Consider the following 23,929-nt stretch of genomic DNA (forward strand, 5'->3'; position numbering starts at 1 on the left):
GAATCGAACAGGAGGCAACGATGCCTGGTAAGCAGGGATATTTCCCCGCCGACTCGATGGCCGTTCGGGTCATGAGCAAACGAGCCGTCGGCTTGACCTACGGCGAGCGCGCTCTGGTGGTCGGTGCGACCAACCCGCTGCTCTACGTCGGAACGGCCGAGAACACAAGTCACCGCGAGACGCCGTACAACCGACTCGCGCTGACGGGTCGACTGTTCGAGGCCGTGTTTCTCGGGACGAAGGCCGAGGCCGACAGGGCTCTGGACTTCACGCGCAAGAAGCACGAACGTGTGGTCGGCGGTCTCCCCGAAGCAGCCGGACCCCACCATCCGGCCGGCATGCACTACAGCGCACGCGATCCCCATCTGATGTACATGACGATGGCGTTCACCTTCGATTCCGCCGAGGCGATGCACGATCTGCTCGTCCGCACGTTGACCGACGGTGAGCGCGAGGGCCTGTGGCAGGACTTCGTGCGCTGGGCGGAACTGTTCGGCATGCCGAGATCGGCCGCGCCGGCCACCTACCGTGAGTTTCGGGCTTCGTTCGACACCTACCTCGCCTCGGACCAACTGTTCCTCACCGCCGAAGCGCGCCTGGTGGGCGCACATCTCGCAGGTGCCGAGCGGCAGAAGTACCCGTTGCCCGGCAGATTGCGCCACGGCGCGCCTGCGCTGGCCCTGATCGTGCAGGGGAGTCTGCCTGCTCGGATTCGCGAGATCTACGGTCTACGTTGGACTTCGGCCGACGAACTGGCGTTCCAGCTCGCGGTCCGCACACTGCGCGCGGTGCACTTCCGGCCGCGACTCGCCCCCGCCGGTCCGTTGCGCATCGCCCTGCGGGGCCCGAGCGCCCCCAGCTACGCGACCCTCGCCCGCGGCGAACGGGAGCTGATCCGGAGCGGACGGCCGAGTATGCCCGGTGTCGACACGACGCGACGGGTCGAGGAAACAGCCTGACGAGAGCGTTGTAGGTGGTTGGGACCGTCGTCCAAGTCACTGCATTACTGTCTCGATAGTCGACTCCGGTAGCGTGAGGCCGCATCTGCACGCGAACCACAGTTGGAGCGCCGACCCCATGAACGACCAGACCCACCGCCGCACAGGCGCTTCCTACGCAGCCGCGGGTGTGGACATCGAGGCGGGCGATCGGGCTGTCGAACTGTTCGCTCCGCTCGCCAAGAAAGCCAGCCGTCCGGAGGTGCAGGGTGGTCTGGGCGGCTTCGCCGGACTGTTCGCACTCAAGAGTGGCTACCGCGAACCGCTGCTCGCTGCGTCGACCGACGGTGTCGGTACCAAGATCGCTGTCGCGCAGGCGATGGACAAACACGACACGGTCGGCCTCGACCTCGTGGCCATGGTCGTCGACGACCTCGTCGTCTGCGGCGCCGAGCCGCTGTTTCTGCAGGACTACATCGCTGTCGGCAGGGTTGTGCCCGAAAGGGTCGCAGAACTCGTCGGAGGCATCGCTGAGGGCTGTGTGCGGGCAGGCTGTGCGTTGCTCGGTGGCGAAACGGCCGAACATCCGGGCCTGATGGCAGACGGCGACTACGACCTGTCCGCAACGGGCGTCGGCGTTGTCGAGGCCGACCAGGTACTCGGGCCGGACCGAGTACGTCCCGGCGACGTCGTCATCGCCATGGGATCGTCGGGACTGCATTCCAACGGCTACAGCCTTGCCCGCAAGGTTCTGCTCGAGATCGACAGGATGTCGCTGAGCGCGCACGTCGAAGAATTCGGTCGCACGCTCGGTGAGGAACTGCTCGAGCCGACGAAGATCTACGCCAAGGACTGCCTTGCGTTGATCGCCGAAACCGATGTTCGTACGTTCTCGCACGTGACCGGCGGCGGGCTGGCCGCCAACCTCGCCAGGGTCATGCCGAAGGGTCTGGTCGCCGAGCTCGACCGCGGCACCTGGAATCCCGCTCCCGTGTTCAAGATGATCGCGCAGCGTGGTCGCGTCGAGCGCGCTGAGATGGAACGCACGTTCAACATGGGCGTCGGCATGGTTGCCATCGTGGCACCGGAGGATGTCGACCGGGCCCTGGCCATCCTGACGGCACGGCACATCAAGTGCTGGACGCTGGGAGCGGTGAAGAAGGCGAACACGAAGACGCCGGAAAAGGCCGACGGTGGGGACCGCGCACTGCTCGTCGGAGACCACCCGAGGTTCTGACAGATCGCCGCAGATCGAACGTTCGATCTCGGTGGATGTGCTCGAAAGAGTCCAAAGATGAAATGAGGGGGAAGCCGACCGAAGTCGGCTTCCCCCTCATTCATTCAAAGGTCAGCGACGCCACTCTTCGTACGCGTCGTCGTCGTCCCAACGGGAACGTGTGTCGGGCTCGTCTGGCGGCCTGACAGTATTCCGGTGCGAGATGGGTGAACCTCCTCCAGAGAGCTCTCGCTGCAAGCTGTCGAAGTCGGTGGATGGTGAGCTGTACTTGAGCTCACGTGCAACCTTGGTCTGCTTTGCCTTAGCCCGGCCGCGGCCCATGGCTAACCCCCTCGCGCCTTTGCGGGGCGGCCTGGGGAATTTGGCGGCCCCGTTTGAGTGTGTATTTTCCTGAGACACACTCTAGCGTGCAAATCGCGGTCGCGCTTCCACGACTGCTCGGGTCGGCCGGATCGCCCGCGTGTCACAGGTCCAACACGCCAGGAATTGCCCTGATCGTGCCGACCCTGGCCCCGCCACCGAGCACCGGCCGGGCTGCGAGGTCGGTGAGCACGTCACCGCCGTCGACGCCGATTCTGCAGAGGATCGCCGCGGTCATCGGTACCCGCGCGCGCTCGCCACCGTCGTCCAATTTCAGTGCGAACGCGGTCCCGTCCGGCAGTGCACCTGCATGAACGCCATCGGCACCCGCCTTGCAGAACAGTCCGGCCACCGCCGACATCAACGTCAGGTCGTCCTCGTCGGTCCCGCTCGCAACAGCGGGATGCGCGCGGATCGCGTCGGCTACGGCTCGTTCGTTGCTTTCGGGCGCAGCTGTGACGAGCGCCGCGAAAGCTCTCGCGAGATTGACCAACGACACAGGCACGATCGGCAGCCCACACCCGTCGATTCCCAGCTCGGTCTCGGGTTCACCGGTCAGCTCGGCGATCGTGTCGACAACCGCCTGCTGCAGGGGATGCCCCGGTTGCAGATAACTGTCGGTCGGCCAGTCGTTCGCTACGCAGGTCGCCAGCATTGCGGCGTGCTTGCCCGAGCAGTTCATGTAGATCCGCTTGGAACGGGCGCCGTTGGTCAGGACAGCGGCACGCGCGAATTCGTTGGTCGGCAGGTCTGCAGGGCACTGCAAGTGCTCCTCACGCAGTCCGTGCCTGGCGAGCAGGCCGCGGACGAGGGCAAGGTGGGTTTGCTCCCCTGTGTGCGACGCAGACGCGATGGCGAGCTCGGCGGTGCTGCTCGGGACGAACCCGTTACGCAGCATCGCAACGGCCTGCATCGGCTTGTTGCAGGATCGCGGGAAGATCGGCGTGTGGACCCTACCGACCTCGATGTCGATCTCGCCGTCGGGCCGCAGCACGACGAACGATCCCCGGTGGACGCATTCCCTGAAGCCGGATCGGACGACTTCCACAAGTTCGACGCTCATTTGGATCGGTCCTTCCGCCTGTCCATCCGGCGCAGTGCCGCATCGACCAGGTAGCGCGACCCATCGGACAGCGACGGTTCGTCGAGCAGGCGCGCGAGGCGGTCCGCGTCGGTCGCCACGAACAGATCGCGGACGGTGACCCCGTGTGTCGGGATGTCGACGATTTCGATGCTGTCGCCCGCCGAGATCGTTCCCGGTTCGAGCACACGAAAATAGGCGCCGACGTCCGCGCGTTCGGCAAACCGCCGCACCCAGTGCTTCTCCCCGGTCCAGATCTGAAAGGTCACGCACGGTATCCGCGGTGCCGTTGCCTCTAGCAGGACGTTCCCGATCCGCCACCGCTCACCGATCACAGCGTCGGTGACGGAGATTCCGCTGACCCGCAGATTTTCACCGAACCAGCCGGGAGGTACCGGTTTGCCGAGTTCGTCGGACCAGCGCTGCGCCTCGTCCTCGCCGTACACGTAGACAGCCTGATCGAGCCCACCGTGATGTTTCGTGTCGCAAACGTGGTCGCCTTCGGGTCCGAGCGGTTCGATCCGCACGGGGCCGGCTACGGGCCGCTTGTCGATGGCGGTGATCGGAATCGCACGAGGCTGCGGGATGTCGGCGAATACGACGCAGACGGCCAAGACGTTTCCGACGTTTGCTTCGTTTCCGACCCGCGCACTCACCGTCCGCGGAGCCGATCGATCGCAGCGCGTCCCGCTTGGACCTCGTCATGAGCCGGAACAGAGTCTGGATCGATCGACGCTGCACACGGACCCGCGTCGAGTTGGGTCTCGACCGGCACGGAACGCTTGATCAGTGCCAGCGCGATCGGGCCGAGTTCGAAGTGGTCGATGACCGTCCCGATTCGTCCGACGCTGCGTCCGCCTGCGGTCACCGCGTCGCCGGGCGCAGGGCGACCATCTGCCGAACCGTCGAGGTGCAACAGCACCAGGTGCCGTGGCGGCTTGCCGAGATTGTGCACCCTGGCAACGGTTTCCTGACCTCGGTAGCAGCCTTTGTCGAGGTGCACAGCACCGCCGGCGTCCACACCGCCGATCCAGCGGACCTCGTGCGGGATCGTGCGGTCGTCGGTGTCGATGCCGAGGCGTGGTCGCAATGCTGCGACGCGAAGAGCTTCGAACGCCCACATACCCGCAGGCGCAGCACCCGCAGCTGTCAATCGGCTCCACCACTGCGCAAGGTCGCCACGCGGGACGATCAGGTCGTAGGAGTGAGGGGTCGGCCACGGCATCGCGCGGATGAAGCCACCGCCCGGCAGCGCAGTGGCTTCGTAGATGCCAGGCAACGCGTCGATGCCGAGCGCAGCGGTGATCGCCGGGCTTGCGGCATCGGGTCCGATGAGGCTCAGAACGGCGAAATCAGGAGCTCCGGACGGTTCGGCTTTCGCCCAGAACACCATCTTCTGCAGGAAGGCCAGCAACGCGGGTCCGGTCTCGGCTTCGGTGTCGATCCACAGCGTGCCGTCGAGGTCGGTCATGACGAAGTGCTGCTCGACACGACCGTTGAGGTCGAGGCTGAGATTTTCGGCCGTTCTGCGATCCGGCAGGGCGGCAACGTGCTGGCTCGAGATCGTATGCAGCCACGTCAGCCGCTCGGCGCCGGTGATCGTGAGCACGAAGCGATGCGATCGGTCGAGCACAGCAACAGCTTGTGCAGCCGCCCGCTGCTCGGCGAAAGGATCTCCGTAATGCCAGGCGACTGCGGCGTCGGGTGTTTCCGGTGCGCCTGGGACGGCGCCTGGTGCCACGAGCAGAACACTCGGGGGGACTAACAACGATTCCACCACCTCTCCATAGTAGAGGTGCGCAGGCCTACCGCTCGTGAGTCCTTTCGGAGGGCGGGACCGCCGAAAAGACTCACGAGCGGCGGAGCCGCCTAAATTCCGAGCCGGCCTGACAGCACCGGCCACGACTTCTTCAGCTCGTCTTCCCAGTACCCCCACGAGTGCGTTCCGCTCGGGGGGAAGCTGTACGTTGCCGGGATACCGAGCTGGTTCAGCTTGTTCTCCAGGTTGTGGCTGCAGTAGTTGACAACCGCCTCGATCACGCCGCCGACGATGACCTGATTGGCCAGCGATGCGGGCGCATTTCCGTTCTGCACCAAAAGATGTGGATCGGTCAGCGTCTCGTGCGCGCCTGGCAGACCGTTTCCGTTCGAGATGTAGAGATCGATGCCTCGCAACTTCTCGGCGTTGATAAGAGGGTCGTTCGCGGCCCACATCGGGTCGTTGGGTGGGCCGTACATGTTTTCGTAGTTGCCGCCACCGCGTTCGACGGTGAGTTTCAAGAACTGCTGGCCGAGGGGGTCGGCGATCTGTGCGCACCCGCTGTAGGCGGCGACGCTCTCGTACAACGTCGGCTCGGACTGGGCAAGCGAAAGTACGGACGTTCCCGACATCGAAAGGCCGGCAATCGAGTTCTTGCCGTTCGTGCCGAGCGCCGCGTCGATGATCGGGGGCAGTTCTGCTGTGAGGAAGGTCTTCCACTTGTTGACGCCGAGAGCCGGGTCAGGATTACGCCAGTCCGCGTAGTAGCTCGCGATGCCACCGATCGGCGAGACGACATTGATGTTCTTGTCGGACAGGAAGTCGAAGGCGTCCGTCCGGGCCTGCCACGACGCGTCGCCGACGCCGGCGTCGAGGCCGTTGAGCAGGTACAGGGTCGGCCGCGGCACGCTGGTGTCGTGTGGTCGCTGGACCTCGACAGGGAAGGTCCTGTTCATCGACCCGGAATGCACGTAGATGATCAGGTCTTGCGGTCCTTTGGACTCGACCTTCTCGACGTAGGAGCCATTCGCTGAGGTGACCTTGGCGAGGAGAGTGCCGTCGGCTACCGGATCGGCCGCTGCTGTGCCGATGCCCGCCAGCGGGAGCAGCGCCAACGCTGCGCCGCCGACCACGAGCTTTGCGGCTATCGACGATAGTCGGATCGGTCCATACATCTGCTGAGTCCACCTAACCTTTGGTTTGCCGGATAGTAAACACGACCCGACCTTCTCCGCTTGGCATCGTACGGTCAATAACGCGCGAGCGGGTCGCGGCACCACGCCTCTACCCTTGGGCTTATGGCTGATCGAGTACTAGTGACTCTGGACGGTGTTGTCCGAGACCCCGACGCTCCGCTGCTGTGCGCCGACGACCTTGCCGCTGTGCGCGGCGACGGGGTCTTCGAGACACTCCTCGTGCGCGCAGGCCGACCGTGCACGATCGAGTTGCACCTTTCGCGCCTGCAGCGGTCGGCCGAGGCGCTCGATCTGCCCGAGCCCGACGTCGTGAAGTGGCGAAACGCCGCGGAGGTTGCGGCGAAGCAGTGGGGGACCGAGGCGGAGGGCGCGATGCGACTCGTCTACAGCCGAGGTCGCGAATCCGGGGGCGACCCGACCGCGTTCGTCACCGTTGGACCGCTTGCCGAGCGGGTGCAGCGGGCGCGCGCCGACGGCATTTCGGTGATGACGCTCGCACGTGGCCATTCGACCGAGCTCGGTCAGACAGCGCCATGGCAGCTGTTGGGTGCCAAGACGCTGTCCTACGCGACGAACATGGCCGCGTTGCGGTTCGCTGCACGCTACGAGGCCGACGACGTGATCTTCGTGAGCAGTGAGGGCCGTGTTCTGGAGGGTCCGCGGTCGACCGTCGTGATCGAGCGAGGCAGGACGTTGATCACGCCGCCCGCAACGCAGGGAATTCTTCCTGGCACTACCCAACGCGCGCTGTTCGAGGTGGCCGAGGACGCTGGCTTCGCGTGTGAGTACGCGCCGCTGTTCCCTGCCGACCTCATCACCTCGGACGGGGTGTGGTTGCTGTCGAGCGTGACCCTCGCCGCACGCGTGCACACCCTCGACGGGTTGGTGATGCGGCGGTCTGCGCGGGCGGACGAGATCGTCTCACTGGTCGACGTGGCTGTCGAGTCGATTGGGGCATCGAAGTAGGCCTGATCTGTGCGGTAAGGATCACGTCCGCTTCTCTTCGAAAAGGGTTCCTGCCTACTACTGCCTGTAGTACGTTGTGTGTAGTAGACGACGGCAGGAGCAGGCATGGACGCCTTGGACATCTCCCGGTGGCAGTTCGGCATCACAACCGTCTATCACTTCATCTTCGTCCCGCTCACGATCGGTCTCGCCCCGCTGATCGCGGTGATGCAGACGGCCTGGGTCGTGACCGGCAAGGATCACTGGTACCGACTGACCAAGTTCTTCGGCAAGCTGTTCCTCATCAACTTCGCTCTCGGCGTCGCAACGGGCATCGTGCAGGAGTTTCAGTTCGGCATGAACTGGAGCGAATACTCCCGATTCGTCGGTGACGTCTTCGGCGCTCCGCTCGCTCTCGAAGGTCTGGTCGCCTTCTTCCTCGAGTCCACGTTTCTCGGTCTGTGGATCTTCGGCTGGCACCGACTCCCGAAACTTGTTCACCTGGCAACGATTTGGCTCGTCGCAATCGGAGTCAACGCCTCCGCGTACTTCATCATCGCGGCCAACTCCTTTATGCAGCACCCCGTCGGTGCGCGGTACAACCCGGAAACCGGTCGGGCGGAACTGACCAGCATTTGGGAATTGCTCACCAACAACACTGCGCTGGCGGCCTTTCCGCACGCGGTCGCCGGTGCGTTTCTCACGGCAGGCACCTTCGTCGCAGGCGTTGCCGGGTGGTGGATGGTCCGCGGCCTCAAGCACCCCGACGGCGAGGGTGCGACGATGTTCCGCCCGGTCGCTCGCCTTGCGATGGGCGTCATCGTCGTCGCGGGTGGCGCACTCATCTACACCGGTGACGTGCAGGGCAAGCTGATGTTCGAACAGCAGCCGATGAAGATGGCGTCGGCAGAATCGTTGTGCCACAGCGAGACCGATCCGAATTTCTCGGTTCTCACGGTGGGAACGCACAACAACTGCGACAGCGTGACGCACTTGATCGAAGTACCCGGTGTCCTGTCGTGGCTCGCAGAGGGCAAGTTCTCGGGCGTCGATCTCAAGGGCGTCAACGAGCTGCAGCAGGAGTACTCCGAGAAATACGGTCCTGGCGACTACCGGCCGAATCTCTTTGTCACCTATTGGTCTTTCCGAATGATGATCGGCCTGTCGGCAGGTTCGTTCCTGCTTGCACTCGCCGGCCTGTGGGTCACCCGCGGCGGGCGCGTCCCCCATCAGCGCTGGTTCGGTTGGCTCAGCCTCGCCGCGATACCGACCCCGTTCCTCGCCAACAGCGCAGGCTGGGTGTTCACCGAGATGGGCCGCCAACCGTGGGTTGTTGCGCCCAATCCCACAGGGGTCGACCAGATCCGGTTGACCGTTTCCCAAGGGGTGTCGGGGCATTCGTCCGCGACGGTGATCGCGTCGCTCGTGACGTTCACGGTGATCTACGCGGGACTCGCCGTCGTCTGGTTCACGTTGATCAAACGTTACGTCGCCGCAGGTCCGTCCGAACACGACAAACACCCTGGCGCACCCGAACCGGCCGATCCCGATGGGCCGAAACAACTTTCGTTCGCGTACTAGAAACTGCTGGTCCACAGCACTGCAAAGGAGCCGTGATGGGAATACAAGAGGCGTGGTTCGTCGTCATCGCCGTACTGTTTCTCGGCTATTTCGTGCTGGAGGGATTCGACTTCGGGGTCGGCATGCTGTTCCCGGTGCTCGGTCGAACCGACACCCGGCGACGGGTGCTTCTCAACACCATCGGACCGGTGTGGGACGGCAACGAGGTGTGGCTGATCACCGCTGGTGGCGCCCTGTTCGCGGCCTTCCCCGAGTGGTACGCAACGATGTTCGCCGGCTTCTATCTGCCGCTGCTGCTCATCCTTGTCGCGCTGATCCTGCGGGTGTGCGCCATCGAATGGCGCGGCAAGATCGACGACCCGACCTGGCGTCGGCGATGCGATCTAGGCATCATGATCGGGTCGTGGGTGCCTGCGATCGTGTGGGGCGTCGCCTTCGCGAACCTGGTTCGCGGCGTAGCTATCGACGCCGACAAGCAGATGACGTCGAGCCTTTTCGATCTGTTCGGTCCGTACGCATTGCTCGGCGGTATGACGTTCGCACTTGCGTTCGCGCTGCACGGTGCCGTTTTCATTGCGCTCAAGACCAGCGGCGAAGTTCATGCCGATGCCATGAAAGTCGCACAGCGACTGACTCTTCCAACTCTGGCGGTGATCGGTGTCTTCGTGATCTGGACCCAGACCGCGTACGGCAAGACCTGGACGTGGGCGTTGGTAGCGGCCGTGCTCGCAGCGTTGCTCGGCGTGATCGCGACAATCAGGGCAAATCGTGAAGGCTGGGCCTTCACGTTCAATGCCATTGTGATACTTGGCTTCATCGGGTTGCTGTTCGCTTCGCTCTTTCCGAACGTGATGCCGTCCACCACCGCAGCCGAGTACGGATTGACGATCTACAACGCCTCGTCCAGTCCGTACACACTGAAGGTGATGAGTTGGGCCGCAGCCTTTTCCGCGCCGGTCGTGCTGCTGTACCAGGGCTGGACGTATTGGGTCTTCCGGCAACGGATCTCGACCGAGCAGATTCCACCGTCGATCGGTCTGAAGTTGGGTAGCGGGAAGTGACCGCCGCCGTCGAGAGTCGCATGCGCGGTCCGATCGACCCGCGCCTGTGGCGGTACTCGCACGCGGCGCGCAAGTACTTGGTGCTGAGCGTTGCGCTGTCGGTGCTGATCACCGCGGCAATCATCGTCTCGGCCTTGGTGATCGGTGCACTGCTCGCAGGAATCATCACCGAACCAGGTGAGCGGACGGCCGAGTCGTGGACCTTGCTGCTGTCGATTCTCGGCGCAGCGTTCGGGATACGAGTCGTCGGGGTGTGGCTGCAGGCCCGTCTCGGACACCGCTCCGCATCGCACGTCGTCGCCGACCTCGAAGGCGAAGCGCTTGCCGCTGCAGTCGGCCTCGAGCCTCGCGAACTCGATTCGCGGCGAGGCGAACTCGCGACGGTGCTGACCCGCGGCATCGGCGATCTACGGCCCTACCTGTCCGGTTACCTGCCTGCACTGATCCTCGCCGTCATCGTTCCGCCTGCGGTGCTCGTCGTCATCGCGACGCAGGATCTGATCTCGGCTGCGATCATCGGTGTGACGCTGCCACTGATTCCGCTGTTCATGATCCTGATCGGTCTGCTGACCCGCGGTAAGTCGCGCTCTACGCTCGAGGCGATGTCGACGCTGTCGTCCCAACTGCTCGACCTGCTCGCAGGTCTGCCGACCCTGCGCGCACTCGGTCGCGAACAGGGACCGCAGGCCCGGGTCGAGGAACTTGGCGACGCACATCGGCGAACTGCGATGTCGGCATTGCGAATTGCGTTCCTGTCCTCGGCGGTCCTCGAGCTGCTCGCGACCCTGTGTGTTGCCCTCGTTGCGGTGAGTATCGGCTTGCGGCTCGTCTTCGGCGAAATGGGACTGCAGGCCGCGATCATCGCTCTGATCCTGGCACCGGAGGTGTATCACCCACTCCGGTCGGTAGGCGAACGATTCCATGCTGCAGAAGACGGAATGGCTGCGGCAGAAAAGGTTTTCGGAGTTCTCGCTGCGCGCGAAGCCACACCGAGCGCAGGCGAGCGCAGGCCCGCTCGCCTGAACGGAATCATCGAGGTCGGCGGGCTCGGTGTGCGCTCCCGCGATGGCTTCGCGCCGAACGAATTCGGTGCTGTCTTTCGCCCAGGTTCGGTGACGGTGTTGACCGGTGCCAACGGCAGCGGTAAATCGACAGTGCTGCAGGCGGTTCTGGGTCTCGTAGCACCGGACCGCGGGTGGGTTACGGTCGACGGTATCGACGTCGGCGAACTCGATCGGGCGTGGTGGTGGGACCACATCGCATGGCTTCCGCAGCGTCCGGTACTTGTGCCTGGAACGTTGCGCGAAAACCTCGAGCTCGTCGGTGAACCCGGCGTCGACCTCGATCGCGTATGTGCGGCAACAGGGTTCGACGCCGTCCTCGCCGAGTTGCCGGACGGCTGGAACACGGTTGTCGGGTCGGGCGGGGTCGGGCTGTCGCTCGGGCAACGGCAACGGCTCGCGCTCACCCGAACACTCGTGTCGGCCAAACCGATTCTGCTGCTGGACGAGCCGACGGCGCACCTCGACAGTGCAAGCGAGGCAACGGTACTCGAATCGATCGTTCGGTGCGCCGATGTCGGCGCCACCGTCGTCGTCGTGGCACACCGTCCGTCCGTACTTGCCGCCGCGGACGTGATCGTCGAGGTAGGCAGGCACACCGTGAATGCGGAGTCCACGCTCCCAGGGGAAGGGATCTGACATGAGCACCGACCCGCTGTGGCGCGCTCTGGCTCTGCTGCAATTGCAGCCTCGCCGGATCGTGACCGCGGTGGTGTTCGGAGCGGTCGCAGTCGGCAGTGGCTTGGCGTTGGCGGCTTTGGCAGCGTGGTTGATCGCACGAGCCTGGCAGATGCCGCCGGTGCTCGATCTGACGGTGGCCGTCGTTGCGGTACGTGCGCTCGGAATTTCGCGAGGGGTGTTTCGCTATCTGGAAAGACTGGCGAGTCACGACACCGCGTTTCGTGGCATGACTGCTGCTCGAACGAACATCTATCGCCGCCTGGCGACTGGTGACCCTGCGGCGGTGACGGGTGTGCGACGCGGTGTGTTGCTCTCACGAACCGGCGAGGACATCGATACGGTCGGCGCGGTCGTCGTGCGCGGGATCGTCCCCATGGCTGTTGCGGTTGTATTGTCCTTCGCCGCAATCGGATTGCTGGCCACCATCTCTTTGGCGGCAGCGGGAATTCTCGCTGTGTCTCTCGCCGTCGCGGGCATCGTCGCGCCGTGGCTGGCGACCAGCGCAGCCCGGACTGCGGAACTCGCGGGCATGGCTGCGACCGCGGAGTATGCCGAACACGCTGTCGCCGCACTCGACCATGCTGCCGAGTTGCGGGTTGCGGGCAGGTTGGACGCCGTCGTCGAAGCGGCGCGGTCAGCGAGTGCGGAGGTTGCTGCGGCCACGGACAGAGCGGCGCCACGCGCGGCGTTCGCGGCGGCCGCGACACCGTTGGCGACCGGGGTGAGCGTGCTCGGATCGCTGCTCATCGGCGTTGTTGCCTACGACGGCGGCACGATGACGCCGATGGCGCTTGCGATACTGGTGTTGCTGCCCTTGGCCGCGTTCGAGGCAGTCGGACCGCTCCCGGCCGCCGCGCAGGCGGTCAGCCGAGCGCGGATAGCGGCGGGCCGTATCACGGCCCTTATCGACACGGCCCTCATCGATACTGCGTCGACGACGAAGGTCGGCACCAGCAGAGCCTCTGTCGACGATTGGGTCCTGCGCGCTCGCGGGCTGCGTGCAGGTTGGTCGACCTGTCCCGAAAAGTCCACCAGAGCAATAGATCTCGATCTCGCCCGCGGCGCGCGGGTCGCGATCACCGGTCCAAGCGGGGTCGGCAAGACGTCGTTGCTGATGACGCTCGCGGGATTGCTGTCTCCCGTCGAAGGTCGGCTCACGTTGGGTGGCACGCCCATCACCGACCTCGAGCCAGCGAGCGTGCGACGCGTTGCGACGTTCTTCGCGGAGGACGCCCACCTATTCGACACCTCTGTGCTGGAGAACTTGCGTGTGGCGCGAGGTGAGCTGAGCGCGGACGAGGCCGAGGCGGTAGTGCGTTCGGTTGGCCTTGGTGACTGGTTGGACGGCTTGTCGAACGGTCTCGATACGGTCCTGACCGGTGGCGAGCGGGCCGTATCCGGCGGTGAGCGCCGCCGCATCTTGCTTGCCCGTGCGATCTGCTCGCCCGCCGAGGTGCTGCTACTCGACGAGCCGACCGAGCACCTCGATGCCAAGGCCGGCGCCGACCTGCTGACCGCTTTGCTGCAGCGCGGTTCCGGATTGGTGCACCCCCGTCGCACCGTCGTCGTCGTGACCCATCACCTGCCCCGGGATTGCACCCCTGACCAGGTGCTTTCTCTCGATTTCGCGGACCGCGAAAATACGTTGCCGAACGCAGCGGAGGCACGTACTTTCGTGAGTACACAAGAGAGGAGGTGGTCTGGAGTTGGTTATCCATAGGACGCGTGAGGTGGCTGCCAGCTAGCCGCTACCGCTGACGGATTCTTCTCTCCGCGCGAGCGGCTAGCGAATCCAAGGCAGCTACCCGGCCCCCGAGCCTCCGGTCTTGTCCAGACCGGAACCTGCGAACGACGTTCACGTCTTCGTCGGTATGGCTCGGGGGTCGTTCGCATTTCCGGCACCTTGTCGTCAACAAGGGGTTGACGACAAGCGGAACGTCAACTTATGGTTGACGCATGACGAAGCCAATCAAAATGACAAATCCGGTCCGTCTCGACGATCTGATCGAGGCCATCAAACAGATCCATGACGATGTGCTCGATCAACTGTCGGATGCCGTGATTGCGGCGGGCGCTCTCGGCGATGTCGCCGACCACCTGATCGGCCATTTCGTCGACCAGGCCAGGCGTTCCGGCGCTTCGTGGACCGACATCGGCAGGAGTATGGGCGTCACCAAGCAGGCTGCTCAGAAGAGATTTGTTGCCAAAGGTGAGACGCCGGACCTCGACCCGAAGCAGGGCTTCAGTAGGTTCACTCCGCGCGCGCAGAACGTGGTGATGGCGTCGCAGAACGAAGCGCGCGCAGCAGGCAACGACCACATCGGCCCGACGCACATTCTTCTCGGCCTACTTGCCGAGCCGGAAGGCCTCGCCGCAATGCTCCTCGAGTCGCACGGTGCAACCCTGGCGGCAGTGCGCGAGAAGGCCACGGCGATGCTGCCGACTGCCGTTGCAGACGTTCCCGAGTTGATTCCGTACGACGCGCAGGCCAAGAAGGCGCTCGAGCTGACCTTCCGCGAGGCATTGAGGTTGGGGCACAACTACATCGGCACCGAGCACATCCTGCTTGCGCTGCTCGAACTCGAAAACGGCAGCGGGCCACTTTCGGAGCTCGGTGTGGCCAAGGCCAAGGTCGAGTCGGACATTGTCGAAACGCTGAACGCGCTGATCGTGAGCAGTCGCAACGCGGGCGAGTGACATCGTCGGCGAGGCTCCCTTCCCTTTCGCATTGAAATACCGCTAGTATCCGAAACTATGACGCTATTCGGAAACAGCTACCCGCGCATCGATCTGTCGGACTCGATGGTGTTGATCACCGGTGGTGGCCGTGGGATCGGCCGCGCAACCGCAGAACTGTTCGCAGCGAAAGGCGCGAGGGTTGTCCTCGCAGACGTCGACCTCGCGGCAGCCGAGATCGCGGCCGGTGCGATCGGCGGTTCCGCGACAGCGTTGCAACTCGACGTTCGTTCCCGCGACGACTGGGAGAAGGCCGTCGCCGAACTCGGTCGGGTCGACGTGCTCGTCAACAACGCGGGTGTGATGCCGGTGGCGGCGTTTCTCGACGAGACCGACGCGATCATCGAAGCAACGATGGACATCAACGTGCTCGGGCTGAGTCACGGCATGCGGGTTGTGGTGCCAGGCATGATCGATCGCGGCTACGGCCACGTGGTCAACGTCGCGTCGCTCGCGGGCAAGATTCCGATCCCCGGGCTCGTCGCCTACAACGCGAGCAAGTTCGCGGCCGTCGGCCTTTCAGCCGCTGCCCGACTCGAATTCGCACCGCACGGCGTCAGCGTCAGCACCATTCTGCCGTCGGCGGTTCGGACCATGCTGTCCTCCGGTATCGAACTCGGCCACGGCATGCCGACCGTCGATCCAGAGGACGTAGCGGCCGCCATCGTCGCGACCTGTCGTTCACGTAAGGCGGAAACGCCTGTGCCGGGCTACCTTTCGGCGATAGACCTCGGCCTCGCGGTCGCGCCCGAGCGACTGCTCAACCTGGTTCGCAGCCTTGCCGACGGAAACCGTGCGCTCACAGGCGTCGATCATTCGGCACGGGCCGCATACGAAAGCCGGGTGTTGTCGGTCACCGACCAGACGTAGGTTGCCGTCAGCCGATGTAGCGCGCGAGCCGAGCAGACAACCTCGGCACGAGCGGTCCGTCGGCTACGACGCGTTCCTCGACGTACGCCAAGTCCCCGCCTTCGACGATGCCGTACAGCCGCTTCGCGCCGCCGACAACCGCGGCGGACTGACTGCGAATCACTACGTCTGTCGCCAACTCCCACGACGACTGCGTGAGCGCCTGGCCGTAGTACAACTCGACGATCCCCGAGCTGTGGGTCAGTAGCAGCTCGACAACCTCGTTCTCCTTGGTGCCGTCACCGCTGACGCGCCAGAAACCGGTCTCGCGAAGGTCAGGGCGTACGTAGGCACCGTCGGCATCGAGCACCCATGATCGAGATTCCCAATTGAGGTAGTCGCCGCCGTCGTGGGACACCACAACCTGCTGCCCGAAGCGATAATCGCCGGTCTCTGGGTCGTTGCCTTCGCCCTCACCGCGCCAGACACCGACGAGGGGGAGCAGCGCGAGCATGGCGGGATTGATGTCCGGACCGAGTCGCAAATTCGCTGTGTCCTCCGGCAGGGGGAGGTCCGGCAGCGTCGCAATGTTGAGGGTCGCCGTTATCCGCGCACGCTCGGCAGCGTCGGCGACAGCCTGATCGCCACTGCGACGCGCAACGTGATCGTCAGGGCCCTGAGCGGATGGCTCCGAAGGGTCCTGGCTCACGACTCGTCGGTCACCAGTCGATAGATGACATACAGCCCGAACCAGGTGATCAACACCGATGCCAGCGCGAGGAGTGCCTCGAAGAATAGGACCACGAGGAGTAGTTTAGCCCCGCCGTATCGGAAACGACGAACGGGCGGTTATCGCGGCAACGCCCGAAGACATTGCGCGACAACCGCCCGTTCGGCAGGTGCGTCAGACGCCGACGGTGACGTCTACCTTGTGCACGCCGTTGCCCTCGGGGCTCACAGCGGAAGTGCCGTTGCCCGACGACGACAGCGCGCGCACGGTCCAGTCGCCCGGTGCCGCGAAGAAGCGGAAATCGCCTGTGCCGGAAGCGACGACCTCGGCCGTGAACTCACCGGACCGATCGAGGAGGCGAACGAACGCGCCACCGACCGGCTGCCCGTCACCGGCGACGACCTTGCCCGTGATGACAGTTTCCTTCTCGACATCGACGCCGGCCGGAATGGCCTGGCCCTGTGTTGGTGCTGCGCACATATCTATTCTCCCAATTCGATCGGTACGCCGACGAGTGAGCCGTATTCGGTCCAGCTGCCGTCGTAGTTCTTGACATTTTCGTGGCCGAGCAGTTCCTTGAGCACGAACCAGGTGTGGCTGGAGCGCTCGCCGATCCGGCAGTAGGCGATGGTGTCCTTGGATCCGTCGAGGCCGGCTTCGCCGTAGATCTCGGTGAGCTCCTCGTCGGACTTGAACGTGCCGTCCTCGTTGGCTGCCTTGCTCCACGGCACGCTGATTGCACCGGGGATGTGGCCCGGACGCTGGCTCTGCTCCTGCGGGAGGTGAGCCGGTGCCAGGATCTTGCCGGAGAACTCGTCGGGAGAACGCACGTCGACCAGGTTCTTCACACCGATTGCTTCGATGGTCTCGTCGCGGAACGCGCGGATCGTCAGGTCCGGCTCGGCTGCCTTGTACTGCGTCGCTTCGCGGGTGACCTCGTCACGCGAGAGCGGACGACCGTCGAGTTCCCACTTCTTGCGGCCACCGTCGAGGAGCTTGACGTTGTCGTGGCCGTACAGCTTGAAGTACCAGTACGCGTACGCGGCGAACCAGTTGTTGTTGCCACCGTAGAGGACAACCTCGTCGTCGTTCGCGATGCCACGTGCCGACAGCAGATCGGAGAACTGCTCGCGGTTGACGAAGTCACGCCGGACCTGGTCCTGCAGATCAGTCTTCCAGTCGAGCTTGATCGCACCCTCGATGTGACCATCCGCGTATGCGGCGGTGTCTTCGTCGACCTCGACGAAAACGGTCTTCGGTGCGTTCAGGTTCTGCTCGGCCCAGTCAGTTGAGACCAGGACGTCGGAGCGAGCCATGTTGTTCCTTTCGGGTTTTTCTTTGTGACGTTCGAATTGTTCGTGCGGGTTGTTCGAGCAAGGGGAAAAGAGTGGGGGTTGCTCAGGCAGTCGCCGGACGAAAGCGGGCGACGAGTGGGTAGATCTGGCAGCCGAGGCAGATTCCGAAAGCTGCGTTGAGAAAGGCCGCGAAAAGAGCGAACCCGGCGAACACAGCACCGACGAGCGGCGCTCCGATGGCGAATCCGAGTACTCCGACGGCTGCGAAGACGAACCCGACCAGTTGCGCGAAGCGCAGTGGTGCGGTTGGTTCACGCTCGGTCGGAGGTCCGACGCGTGGTGCCACCAGTGTCGCGTACACCCGGCCGTACGGGCTTCTGCGCGGCCCCACCGCGGCGCCGATCGCGAAAACGACGGCCTGCAGTGCAAGCAGAACGCCCGCGACGGCCGGTGAGAAAGCCGCTGTCAGCAGAACGACGACCAGAACTGCAGTCGTGATCCAGGCGGCAAATCGGGGTCCGCGGACGTCGACCTGATCGACGGCGACGGTCGAGGTGGTGGTGGACGAGGTGTGAGAAGTTGTTGACATGACGTGCTCCTGCGCAGAATTTGGGCGAGGGGATGCGAGGCATCGCGGCGATGTAGAGCACCGAATCGGCCGAACAGCGTGGACGTCAGCTATTGCTCGCCCAAGAAGGGGGAGCAGCAGACCTGGCCTGGTGATCTAGCGGCAGGGGCGACAACAACAGCCGCCGAGGCGGCACAGGTCCACTGTGCGGCGACGGGTGAGCATCAGCTCGCGGCAGGTTTGCACGTGGCGGAGTTTACCCTTTTCTGGGCAAAGTTGAATCCTCGGTCTTCGATTTCGTCCTGACCTGCAGTTTTCAGCTACTCAGCGGGACGAGGGCGGTCCGCAGATCGGCGGAGGTCGGTACGCCCGAAATGCGGAACATTTCCGCAGTTGGACTGTCGAAGATAAAGGTCGTCGGTAGGGAGAGGACACCGAGTTCCTTCGCGAGACGGGGGTGCTCGTCGATGTCGACTTCGACCTCGGCCGGCGGTTTCGGCGACCGTTCCAACTCGGCGACAACCTGACCGACGACCCGTCGCACCGCCGCACACGGACCGCACCAATCGGCGGAGAAGTGCAACACCGTCGGCCCGGCAGTGCCGACGCCGACGCCGGAAAGCAGTTCGATCCGCTCGCTGTCGGTGTTTTCGGACGCCTTGGTCGCACGGACTTTGCCTGCTCGGCGTTGCAATGCTACGCCGGCAATCGTTGCGACGAGGAGAGTGAGAATCAGTACTGTGATCTGCGTCATGTCTTCTGGAGGTCGTCGAGGTTGATGATGACATTGTTACCCGAACCCTCGATGACGATCTGCGATCCGATCGCCGTCACCTTGGTCGGAAGCACACCGAACGGAAGCTGACTGGTGTCGATCGTCCGGGTGAACAGTCCGAGTACGCCGTCGCGATCGGGAATCGGAATGTTCAGACCGATGCCTGCCCCGGCGTCGACGTAGAAGTCCGTTGCCTGGACCCGCAGCTTGTCGCCGTCGAGGACGAGCTCGGCCTCGACGCTCACTTTGGTCTCGATCGGGCCGATCGGAACCGTGCCGGTCAGGACCACGCCGCCGGTTGTGAACAACCCGCTTCCGCCTGAACCGCCCGTACCGTCGGATTTGTCGGCGGGTGCGGCGGAAACCTGCAGGTCAGGGATATCGAATAGCTTGCCGAGCTCGGTGGCGTCGATGCGGATGCGGCCCTCGACACGATCGACCGGGATTCGGTGGACATTGCCGTCGACCAGATCGCTGACGGGTACGGACACACCTGTGAGTGTCGCCTCGACGGTTGTGTTGCCGATGAGGTCGGCGCGTACGCCGTTCGCCCGAATGTCGACGCTCTTGTACTTGCCTTTGGCAGCGTGGGAGAGAAACGGAAAACCGTGGATCGTCACTTCGGGATCGGAATTCAACTCGGCGCCGTCGCGGATGGCCCTGGAAACGCTGTACTCCGCGTACGCCGCCGCGCCGAAGTCGACGACGACGGCGAGGCCGAGAAGGCACACGAGCCCGATGATGAGTTTCCGCACCACACCATTGTTACCGAAACGTCGAACCTCATCTGCCACGACGATGCCCCTGCACCCTCGCCAGGACACGGAAACGCACGTCGGCGCGCTAGTCTGTCACGCAAAGTACAAATGTCTGTCACATCGACGTGCGGCCGAAAATCCAATGCGTCACGGCGAGAGGGAGGGTTTCATGGAACTACTCCTACTGACTTCCGACTCCAATCCCGAGGCAGTGCTTCCTTCGTTGGCGCTGTTGTCGCACACAGTGCGGCCCGCGCCGACCGAGGTGTCGTCGCTACTCGAGGCAGGCACGGCCGACGTTGCTCTTGTCGACGCACGGATCGATCTCGCTGCTGCGCGTGGTCTGTGCAGGCTGCTCGGCACCACAGGTTCGGCGATACCAGTGGTTGCGGTACTGACCGAAGGCGGCCTCGTCGCGGTCAACGCGGACTGGGGCCTCGACGACATCCTCCTTCCAGGGACCGGCCCCGCCGAGCTCGATGCGCGGCTGCGGTTGCTCGTGGGTCGCAGCGGTGGCATCGCAAGTCCCGAGAACACCGGCAAGATCACACTCGGCGAACTCGTGATCGACGAAGGCACCTACACCGCCAGATTGCGTGGGCGTCCGCTCGACCTCACCTACAAGGAATTCGAACTTCTCAAGTACCTCGCTCAGCACGCCGGACGTGTGTTCACCCGCGCGCAGCTGCTGCAGGAGGTCTGGGGCTACGACTTCTTCGGCGGCACCAGGACGGTCGACGTGCACGTCCGACGCCTGCGCGCGAAGTTGGGCACCGAGTACGAGTCACTGATCGGAACCGTCCGCAACGTCGGATACAAGGCCGTCCGCCCTTCCCGCAACGCCAGCAGGGTCGATCCTGTCGCCGTAGCCGACGACGTCGACGACTACGACGGACCGGAAGACGCCGAATACGCACCTGCGAACGGATCGGCACCCTGAGTGACCGCTGCTGACTGGACGACAACCCTGGACGACGCCGCCGTCGTTCGGGTCCGGGAACTGATCGCTGCCGCATCGAAGGCCGATGGCACAGCACCTGTTTCGGAGCAGGTGGTGCTGTCGTTGGCGCATACGTCCGACACCCGCCACCTCGTCAGGTCGGTCGACGGCCGGATCGTCGGCTACGCCAACCTCGTTCCAGGCACCGCCGACCACCCCGCGATGACCGAGGTCGTCGTGGCGCCGGATGCGCGCGGCAACGGCGTCGGTGGCGACCTGGTGACCGCAGCCCTCGGCGCGGGCGGAACCGGCGCGAGGGTCTGGGCGCACGGAAATCTGGCGCCCGCTCGTGCTGTGGCATCTCGCCTCGGGCTGAGCACAGCGCGCGAACTATTGCAGATGCGTCGCTCCCTTTGGTCGACTCCTTTACCGGAAATCGATGTGCGCGAGGATGTTTCGATTCGAACCTATCGACGCAACGCCGACGATACCGAAATCCTTCGGGTCAACAACGCGGCCTTCGATTGGCATCCGGAGCAAGGCAACTGGACCGCGGACGACATCTCCGCACGAAGAGCGGAGCCCTGGTTCGACCCGAACGGGTTGTTCCTCGCCGTGGATTCGGCCGATCGGGTCATGGGCTTCCACTGGACCAAGGTGCACACCGAGGTCGAGCCGCATATCGGCGAGGTGTACGTCGTCGCCGTCGATCCGAACATCCACGGCAAGGGTCTCGGTCGATTGCTCACCGTCGCAGGACTGCGTTACCTGCGCGACCGTGGCCTCGCGAACGTGCTGCTCTACACCGAGGCGGACAACGCTGCGGCCGTGCACGTCTATCGCAAGCTCGGCTTCGAGACGCACTACACGGACGTCGCCTATACCGCTGGTTGATGAACGTCGTCTACCTGTGAAGACTGTCTGCGACGTACGTAACTCGACTACGCGGTGAATACTTCGAACCGGACATAACCACCAGCCTGTTCACCTCCCGTTCACCGAACTGGGACCAGCTGTCCACCAGGTGCCTTTACCTTTCTCGATGGGCGGCGTCACGCTGCCTGGTGCCGGGTTTGCTCCCGCATCCACAACTCGCCGCCCGGCTAGCACTGTCTAGGGAGCGCGGTGGATCGAGATTCCTGGAGGAATTAGGTGAACCGTAAGCGCAGCAGCGTCCTTATCGGACTCGCGGTCGTCGCTTTGACCGCAGCCGGATGTGGCGGCGACGACACTAAAGAGGGCGCAGCACCAGCATCGTCCAGCGACGTGAAGTGCGAGGGCAAGGACAAGCTCAGTGCTGAGGGTTCCTCGGCACAGAAGAACGCATTCGACCTGTTCAGCGCCGCATACAGCGCAGCATGCTCGGGTAAGTCCGTGGCATACAACCCGACCGGTTCCGGTGCGGGTCGCGAGCAGTTCCTCTCGAAGAACGTCGACTTCGCAGGCTCCGACTCGGCACTGAGCGAGGAAGAGGCCGCCAAGGCGAAAGAGCGTTGCGCAGGCAACGACGCCTGGAACCTGCCCATCGTCTTCGGACCGGTCGCCCTTGCGTACAACGTCAGCGGCGTCGACAACCTGGTCCTGAACGCCGACGTGACCGCCAAGATCTTCACCGGCGCGATCACCACCTGGAACGACCCGGCAATCGCCGCGCTGAACTCGGGCGCGACCCTGCCCGACACGAAGATCACGCCGGTCTACCGCTCGGACAAGTCAGGAACGAGCGAGAACTTCGGTCGCTACCTCGAGACCGCAGCCCCGCAGAGCTGGAACAAGGGCCACGACGGCGCTTGGCAGGGTGGCGCTGGTGAAGGCGCAGAGAAGTCTTCGGGCGTCGCGGAGAAGGTCAAGAACATCTCCGGCTCGATCACCTACGTCGAGAAGGGCTACGCCGACGACCTCGAACTCGTCTACGCGCAGATCGACAACGGCAGCGGTCCTGTCGAGCTGACCGCGGATTCGGCAGCCAAGTCGGTCGACACCGCGAAGTTCGCAGGCGAAGGCAACAACCTGACCCTCGATCTCGCGTCGATCTACGGCTCCAAGGAAGCGGGTAGCTACCCGATCCTGCTGGCCACCTACGAGATCGTGTGCTCCAAGGGCTACGACGCCGAGACCGCTGCGGCAGTCAAGGACTTCCTGACCGTTTCGGTCAACGAAGGCCAGGCCGAACTCGCCGACGTCGGCTACGCGCCGTTGCCGTCGAAGTTCAAAGAGCGCGTGACGACCGCTATCGACGCCATCGCGTGACCCCCTCGATCACCCCGCCCGGTGTAGCGCCGGGCGGGGTGATCGGCCCCGTGTTTTCTCGAACAAGCTAAGAGAGCGAAGATGAGCGACGCACCTCCGCAACCGCGAACGATGCCGTCAGTAGCGGAAGCGACTTCGGCGGCGACGGTGACTGCCAAGCAAGGAAAGGAACCGCCAGTGCCACCGGTCAAAAGCGGCAAGACAGTTGTCCGCCCAGGGGATCGTATTTTCTCCGGTCTGGCTGTCGGCTCGGGAACGTTCATCGTCTTCCTCATCGGCGCTGTGGCGTTCTTCCTGCTGTGGCGAGCGATTCCGTCGCTACGAAACAACGAGGAGAACTTCCTCACCTTCCGCGGATCGTGGGAGACCGACAACACGGCCGCGATGCATTTCGGCATCTTGGACCTGTTGCAGGTCACCGTGTTCGTCTCGATCATCGCGCTCATCATTGCGATGCCGATCGCACTCGGCATCGCGATCTTCCTCACCGAGTACTCGCCGAAGCGTCTCGCAGCACCGCTTGCGTACGTTATCGACCTGCTAGCAGCGGTGCCGTCGATCGTGTACGGCTTGTGGGGCATCTACGTGCTCTCGCCTGCGATCGCGCCCGTTGCCCTGTGGCTCAACGAAAACCTTTCCTGGATACCGATTTTCGCTGACGGCGACATCGACATCAGGGCAGGCGGAACGATCTTCACCGGTGGCATCGTGCTCGCCGTCATGATCCTTCCGATCATCGCGGCCGTAACGCGCGAAGTCTTCATGCAGACACCGCGTACCAACATCGAAGCGGCGCTCGCACTCGGCGCTACCCGGTGGGAGATGGTCCGGACGACGATCATTCCGTTCGGCAAATCCGGCTATATCAGTGGTTCGATGCTCGGCCTCGGACGTGCGCTCGGTGAAACGATTGCTCTGCTCCTGATCCTCTCCTCGACGCCGGGCTTCTTCGGCTGGTCGGTGTTCGACAGCGGCAAGACGTTCGCAACGCAGATCGCGTCCAGCGCACCCGAGTTCAACAACAATCTCGAAGCAGGCGCCTACATCGCCGCCGGCCTCGTGTTGTTCGTGCTGACGTTCATCGTCAACTCGTTCGCCCGCGCCATCATCGCCGGAAAGAAGGCCTGA

At 64.1% G+C, this 23,929-nt stretch carries 24 protein-coding genes; 13 read left to right on the forward strand and 11 right to left on the reverse strand.

Translation table 11 applies throughout. The annotated features are described in order from the left end of the window. Positions 1 to 20 precede the first annotated feature (20 nt). Complete coding sequence (locus JGU71_RS16080; RefSeq protein WP_199705204.1) at positions 21 to 959, forward strand: oxygenase MpaB family protein; 939 nt, start codon at positions 21 to 23, stop codon at positions 957 to 959. Between the two features lie 118 nt (positions 960 to 1,077). Continuing rightward, a complete protein-coding gene (gene purM / locus JGU71_RS16085; RefSeq protein ID WP_199705206.1) occupies positions 1,078 to 2,175 on the forward strand; it encodes a phosphoribosylformylglycinamidine cyclo-ligase in 1,098 nt (365 codons plus the stop codon). 111 nt (positions 2,176 to 2,286) lie between these two features. Here purM and JGU71_RS16090 read toward each other — a convergent pair whose 3' ends face one another. From JGU71_RS16090 to JGU71_RS16110, 5 genes are all read right to left on the reverse strand, one after another. After that, complete coding sequence (locus tag JGU71_RS16090) at positions 2,287 to 2,496, reverse strand: DUF3073 domain-containing protein (RefSeq protein WP_199705207.1); 210 nt, start codon at positions 2,494 to 2,496, stop codon at positions 2,287 to 2,289. A 142-nt stretch (positions 2,497 to 2,638) separates the two neighbouring features. Beyond that, positions 2,639 to 3,598 (reverse strand): asparaginase, encoded by a 960-nt coding sequence (locus tag JGU71_RS16095; RefSeq protein ID WP_199705209.1) that lies wholly within the window; start codon positions 3,596 to 3,598, stop codon positions 2,639 to 2,641. Then, positions 3,595 to 4,272: an MOSC domain-containing protein gene (locus JGU71_RS16100; RefSeq protein ID WP_199705210.1), complete on the reverse strand. Its 678-nt coding sequence runs from the start codon at positions 4,270 to 4,272 to the stop codon at positions 3,595 to 3,597. Before JGU71_RS16100 ends, JGU71_RS16095 begins: the two co-directional genes overlap by 4 nt. Beyond that, positions 4,269 to 5,396, reverse strand: a complete 1,128-nt coding sequence (gene ygfZ, locus JGU71_RS16105; RefSeq protein WP_199705212.1) for a CAF17-like 4Fe-4S cluster assembly/insertion protein YgfZ — start codon at positions 5,394 to 5,396, stop codon at positions 4,269 to 4,271. Before ygfZ ends, JGU71_RS16100 begins: the two co-directional genes overlap by 4 nt. An 89-nt stretch (positions 5,397 to 5,485) precedes the next feature. Then, positions 5,486 to 6,550, reverse strand: a complete 1,065-nt coding sequence (locus tag JGU71_RS16110; protein WP_199705213.1) for an alpha/beta hydrolase — start codon at positions 6,548 to 6,550, stop codon at positions 5,486 to 5,488. Between the two features lie 123 nt (positions 6,551 to 6,673). Here JGU71_RS16110 and JGU71_RS16115 point away from each other — a divergent pair, with 123 nt between their 5' ends. The 7 genes from JGU71_RS16115 to JGU71_RS16145 all read left to right on the forward strand — a co-directional run bounded on the left by JGU71_RS16115 (position 6,674) and on the right by JGU71_RS16145 (position 15,506). Continuing rightward, positions 6,674 to 7,537, forward strand: a complete 864-nt coding sequence (locus JGU71_RS16115; RefSeq protein ID WP_199705214.1) for an aminodeoxychorismate lyase — start codon at positions 6,674 to 6,676, stop codon at positions 7,535 to 7,537. A 105-nt stretch (positions 7,538 to 7,642) separates the two neighbouring features. Further along, entirely contained in the window at positions 7,643 to 9,097 is a 1,455-nt protein-coding gene (locus JGU71_RS16120) for a cytochrome ubiquinol oxidase subunit I (RefSeq protein WP_199705215.1), read from the forward strand. A 35-nt stretch (positions 9,098 to 9,132) separates the two neighbouring features. Continuing rightward, positions 9,133 to 10,158 (forward strand): cytochrome d ubiquinol oxidase subunit II, encoded by a 1,026-nt coding sequence (cydB, locus tag JGU71_RS16125; protein WP_199705216.1) that lies wholly within the window; start codon positions 9,133 to 9,135, stop codon positions 10,156 to 10,158. Between the two features lie 20 nt (positions 10,159 to 10,178). Further along, positions 10,179 to 11,858 carry a thiol reductant ABC exporter subunit CydD gene (cydD, locus tag JGU71_RS16130; protein WP_199705340.1) on the forward strand — a complete coding sequence of 560 codons (1,680 nt, stop codon included), beginning with the start codon at positions 10,179 to 10,181 and terminating at the stop codon, positions 11,856 to 11,858. 1 nt (position 11,859) lies between these two features. After that, positions 11,860 to 13,620: a thiol reductant ABC exporter subunit CydC gene (cydC, locus tag JGU71_RS16135; RefSeq protein WP_199705217.1), complete on the forward strand. Its 1,761-nt coding sequence runs from the start codon at positions 11,860 to 11,862 to the stop codon at positions 13,618 to 13,620. A gap of 236 nt (positions 13,621 to 13,856) precedes the next feature. After that, positions 13,857 to 14,597, forward strand: coding sequence for a Clp protease N-terminal domain-containing protein (locus tag JGU71_RS16140; protein WP_199705218.1), 741 nt, complete (start codon positions 13,857 to 13,859; stop codon positions 14,595 to 14,597). A 57-nt stretch (positions 14,598 to 14,654) separates the two neighbouring features. Beyond that, on the forward strand, positions 14,655 to 15,506 hold the full coding sequence (locus JGU71_RS16145; protein ID WP_199705219.1) for an SDR family NAD(P)-dependent oxidoreductase: 852 nt from the start codon (positions 14,655 to 14,657) through the stop codon (positions 15,504 to 15,506). A 7-nt stretch (positions 15,507 to 15,513) separates the two neighbouring features. On the opposite strand, the gene JGU71_RS16150 is transcribed toward JGU71_RS16145, so the two are convergent. The 6 genes from JGU71_RS16150 to JGU71_RS16175 form a co-directional block, all read right to left on the reverse strand. After that, positions 15,514 to 16,194, reverse strand: a complete 681-nt coding sequence (locus JGU71_RS16150) for a heme-binding beta-barrel domain-containing protein (RefSeq protein ID WP_199705221.1) — start codon at positions 16,192 to 16,194, stop codon at positions 15,514 to 15,516. A gap of 195 nt (positions 16,195 to 16,389) precedes the next feature. Continuing rightward, positions 16,390 to 16,695, reverse strand: coding sequence for a DUF1416 domain-containing protein (locus JGU71_RS16155; RefSeq protein ID WP_199705222.1), 306 nt, complete (start codon positions 16,693 to 16,695; stop codon positions 16,390 to 16,392). 2 nt (positions 16,696 to 16,697) lie between these two features. Then, positions 16,698 to 17,531 (reverse strand): sulfurtransferase, encoded by an 834-nt coding sequence (locus JGU71_RS16160; protein WP_199705224.1) that lies wholly within the window; start codon positions 17,529 to 17,531, stop codon positions 16,698 to 16,700. 82 nt (positions 17,532 to 17,613) lie between these two features. Beyond that, entirely contained in the window at positions 17,614 to 18,099 is a 486-nt protein-coding gene (locus JGU71_RS16165; protein ID WP_199705226.1) for a DUF4395 domain-containing protein, read from the reverse strand. Positions 18,100 to 18,394: 295 nt separating this feature from the next. Next, positions 18,395 to 18,832 carry a thioredoxin family protein gene (locus JGU71_RS16170; RefSeq protein ID WP_199705228.1) on the reverse strand — a complete coding sequence of 146 codons (438 nt, stop codon included), beginning with the start codon at positions 18,830 to 18,832 and terminating at the stop codon, positions 18,395 to 18,397. Beyond that, positions 18,829 to 19,608 (reverse strand): LmeA family phospholipid-binding protein, encoded by a 780-nt coding sequence (locus tag JGU71_RS16175; protein WP_199705230.1) that lies wholly within the window; start codon positions 19,606 to 19,608, stop codon positions 18,829 to 18,831. Before JGU71_RS16175 ends, JGU71_RS16170 begins: the two co-directional genes overlap by 4 nt. Before the next feature lie 172 nt (positions 19,609 to 19,780). On the opposite strand from JGU71_RS16175, the gene JGU71_RS16180 reads away from it, so the two are divergent. From JGU71_RS16180 to pstC, 4 genes are all read left to right on the forward strand, one after another. Further along, complete coding sequence (locus JGU71_RS16180; protein WP_199705231.1) at positions 19,781 to 20,551, forward strand: winged helix-turn-helix transcriptional regulator; 771 nt, start codon at positions 19,781 to 19,783, stop codon at positions 20,549 to 20,551. Then, a complete protein-coding gene (gene mshD / locus JGU71_RS16185) occupies positions 20,552 to 21,445 on the forward strand; it encodes a mycothiol synthase (RefSeq protein ID WP_199705233.1) in 894 nt (297 codons plus the stop codon). It begins immediately after the preceding gene. A 258-nt stretch (positions 21,446 to 21,703) separates the two neighbouring features. Next, entirely contained in the window at positions 21,704 to 22,801 is a 1,098-nt protein-coding gene (gene pstS / locus JGU71_RS16190) for a phosphate ABC transporter substrate-binding protein PstS (protein WP_199705235.1), read from the forward strand. Positions 22,802 to 22,882: 81 nt separating this feature from the next. Beyond that, entirely contained in the window at positions 22,883 to 23,929 is a 1,047-nt protein-coding gene (pstC, locus tag JGU71_RS16195; protein WP_199705237.1) for a phosphate ABC transporter permease subunit PstC, read from the forward strand.

It is taken from the genome of Antrihabitans stalagmiti, assembly GCF_016482825.1.
GTDB classification, from domain to species: domain Bacteria; phylum Actinomycetota; class Actinomycetes; order Mycobacteriales; family Mycobacteriaceae; genus Antrihabitans; species Antrihabitans stalagmiti.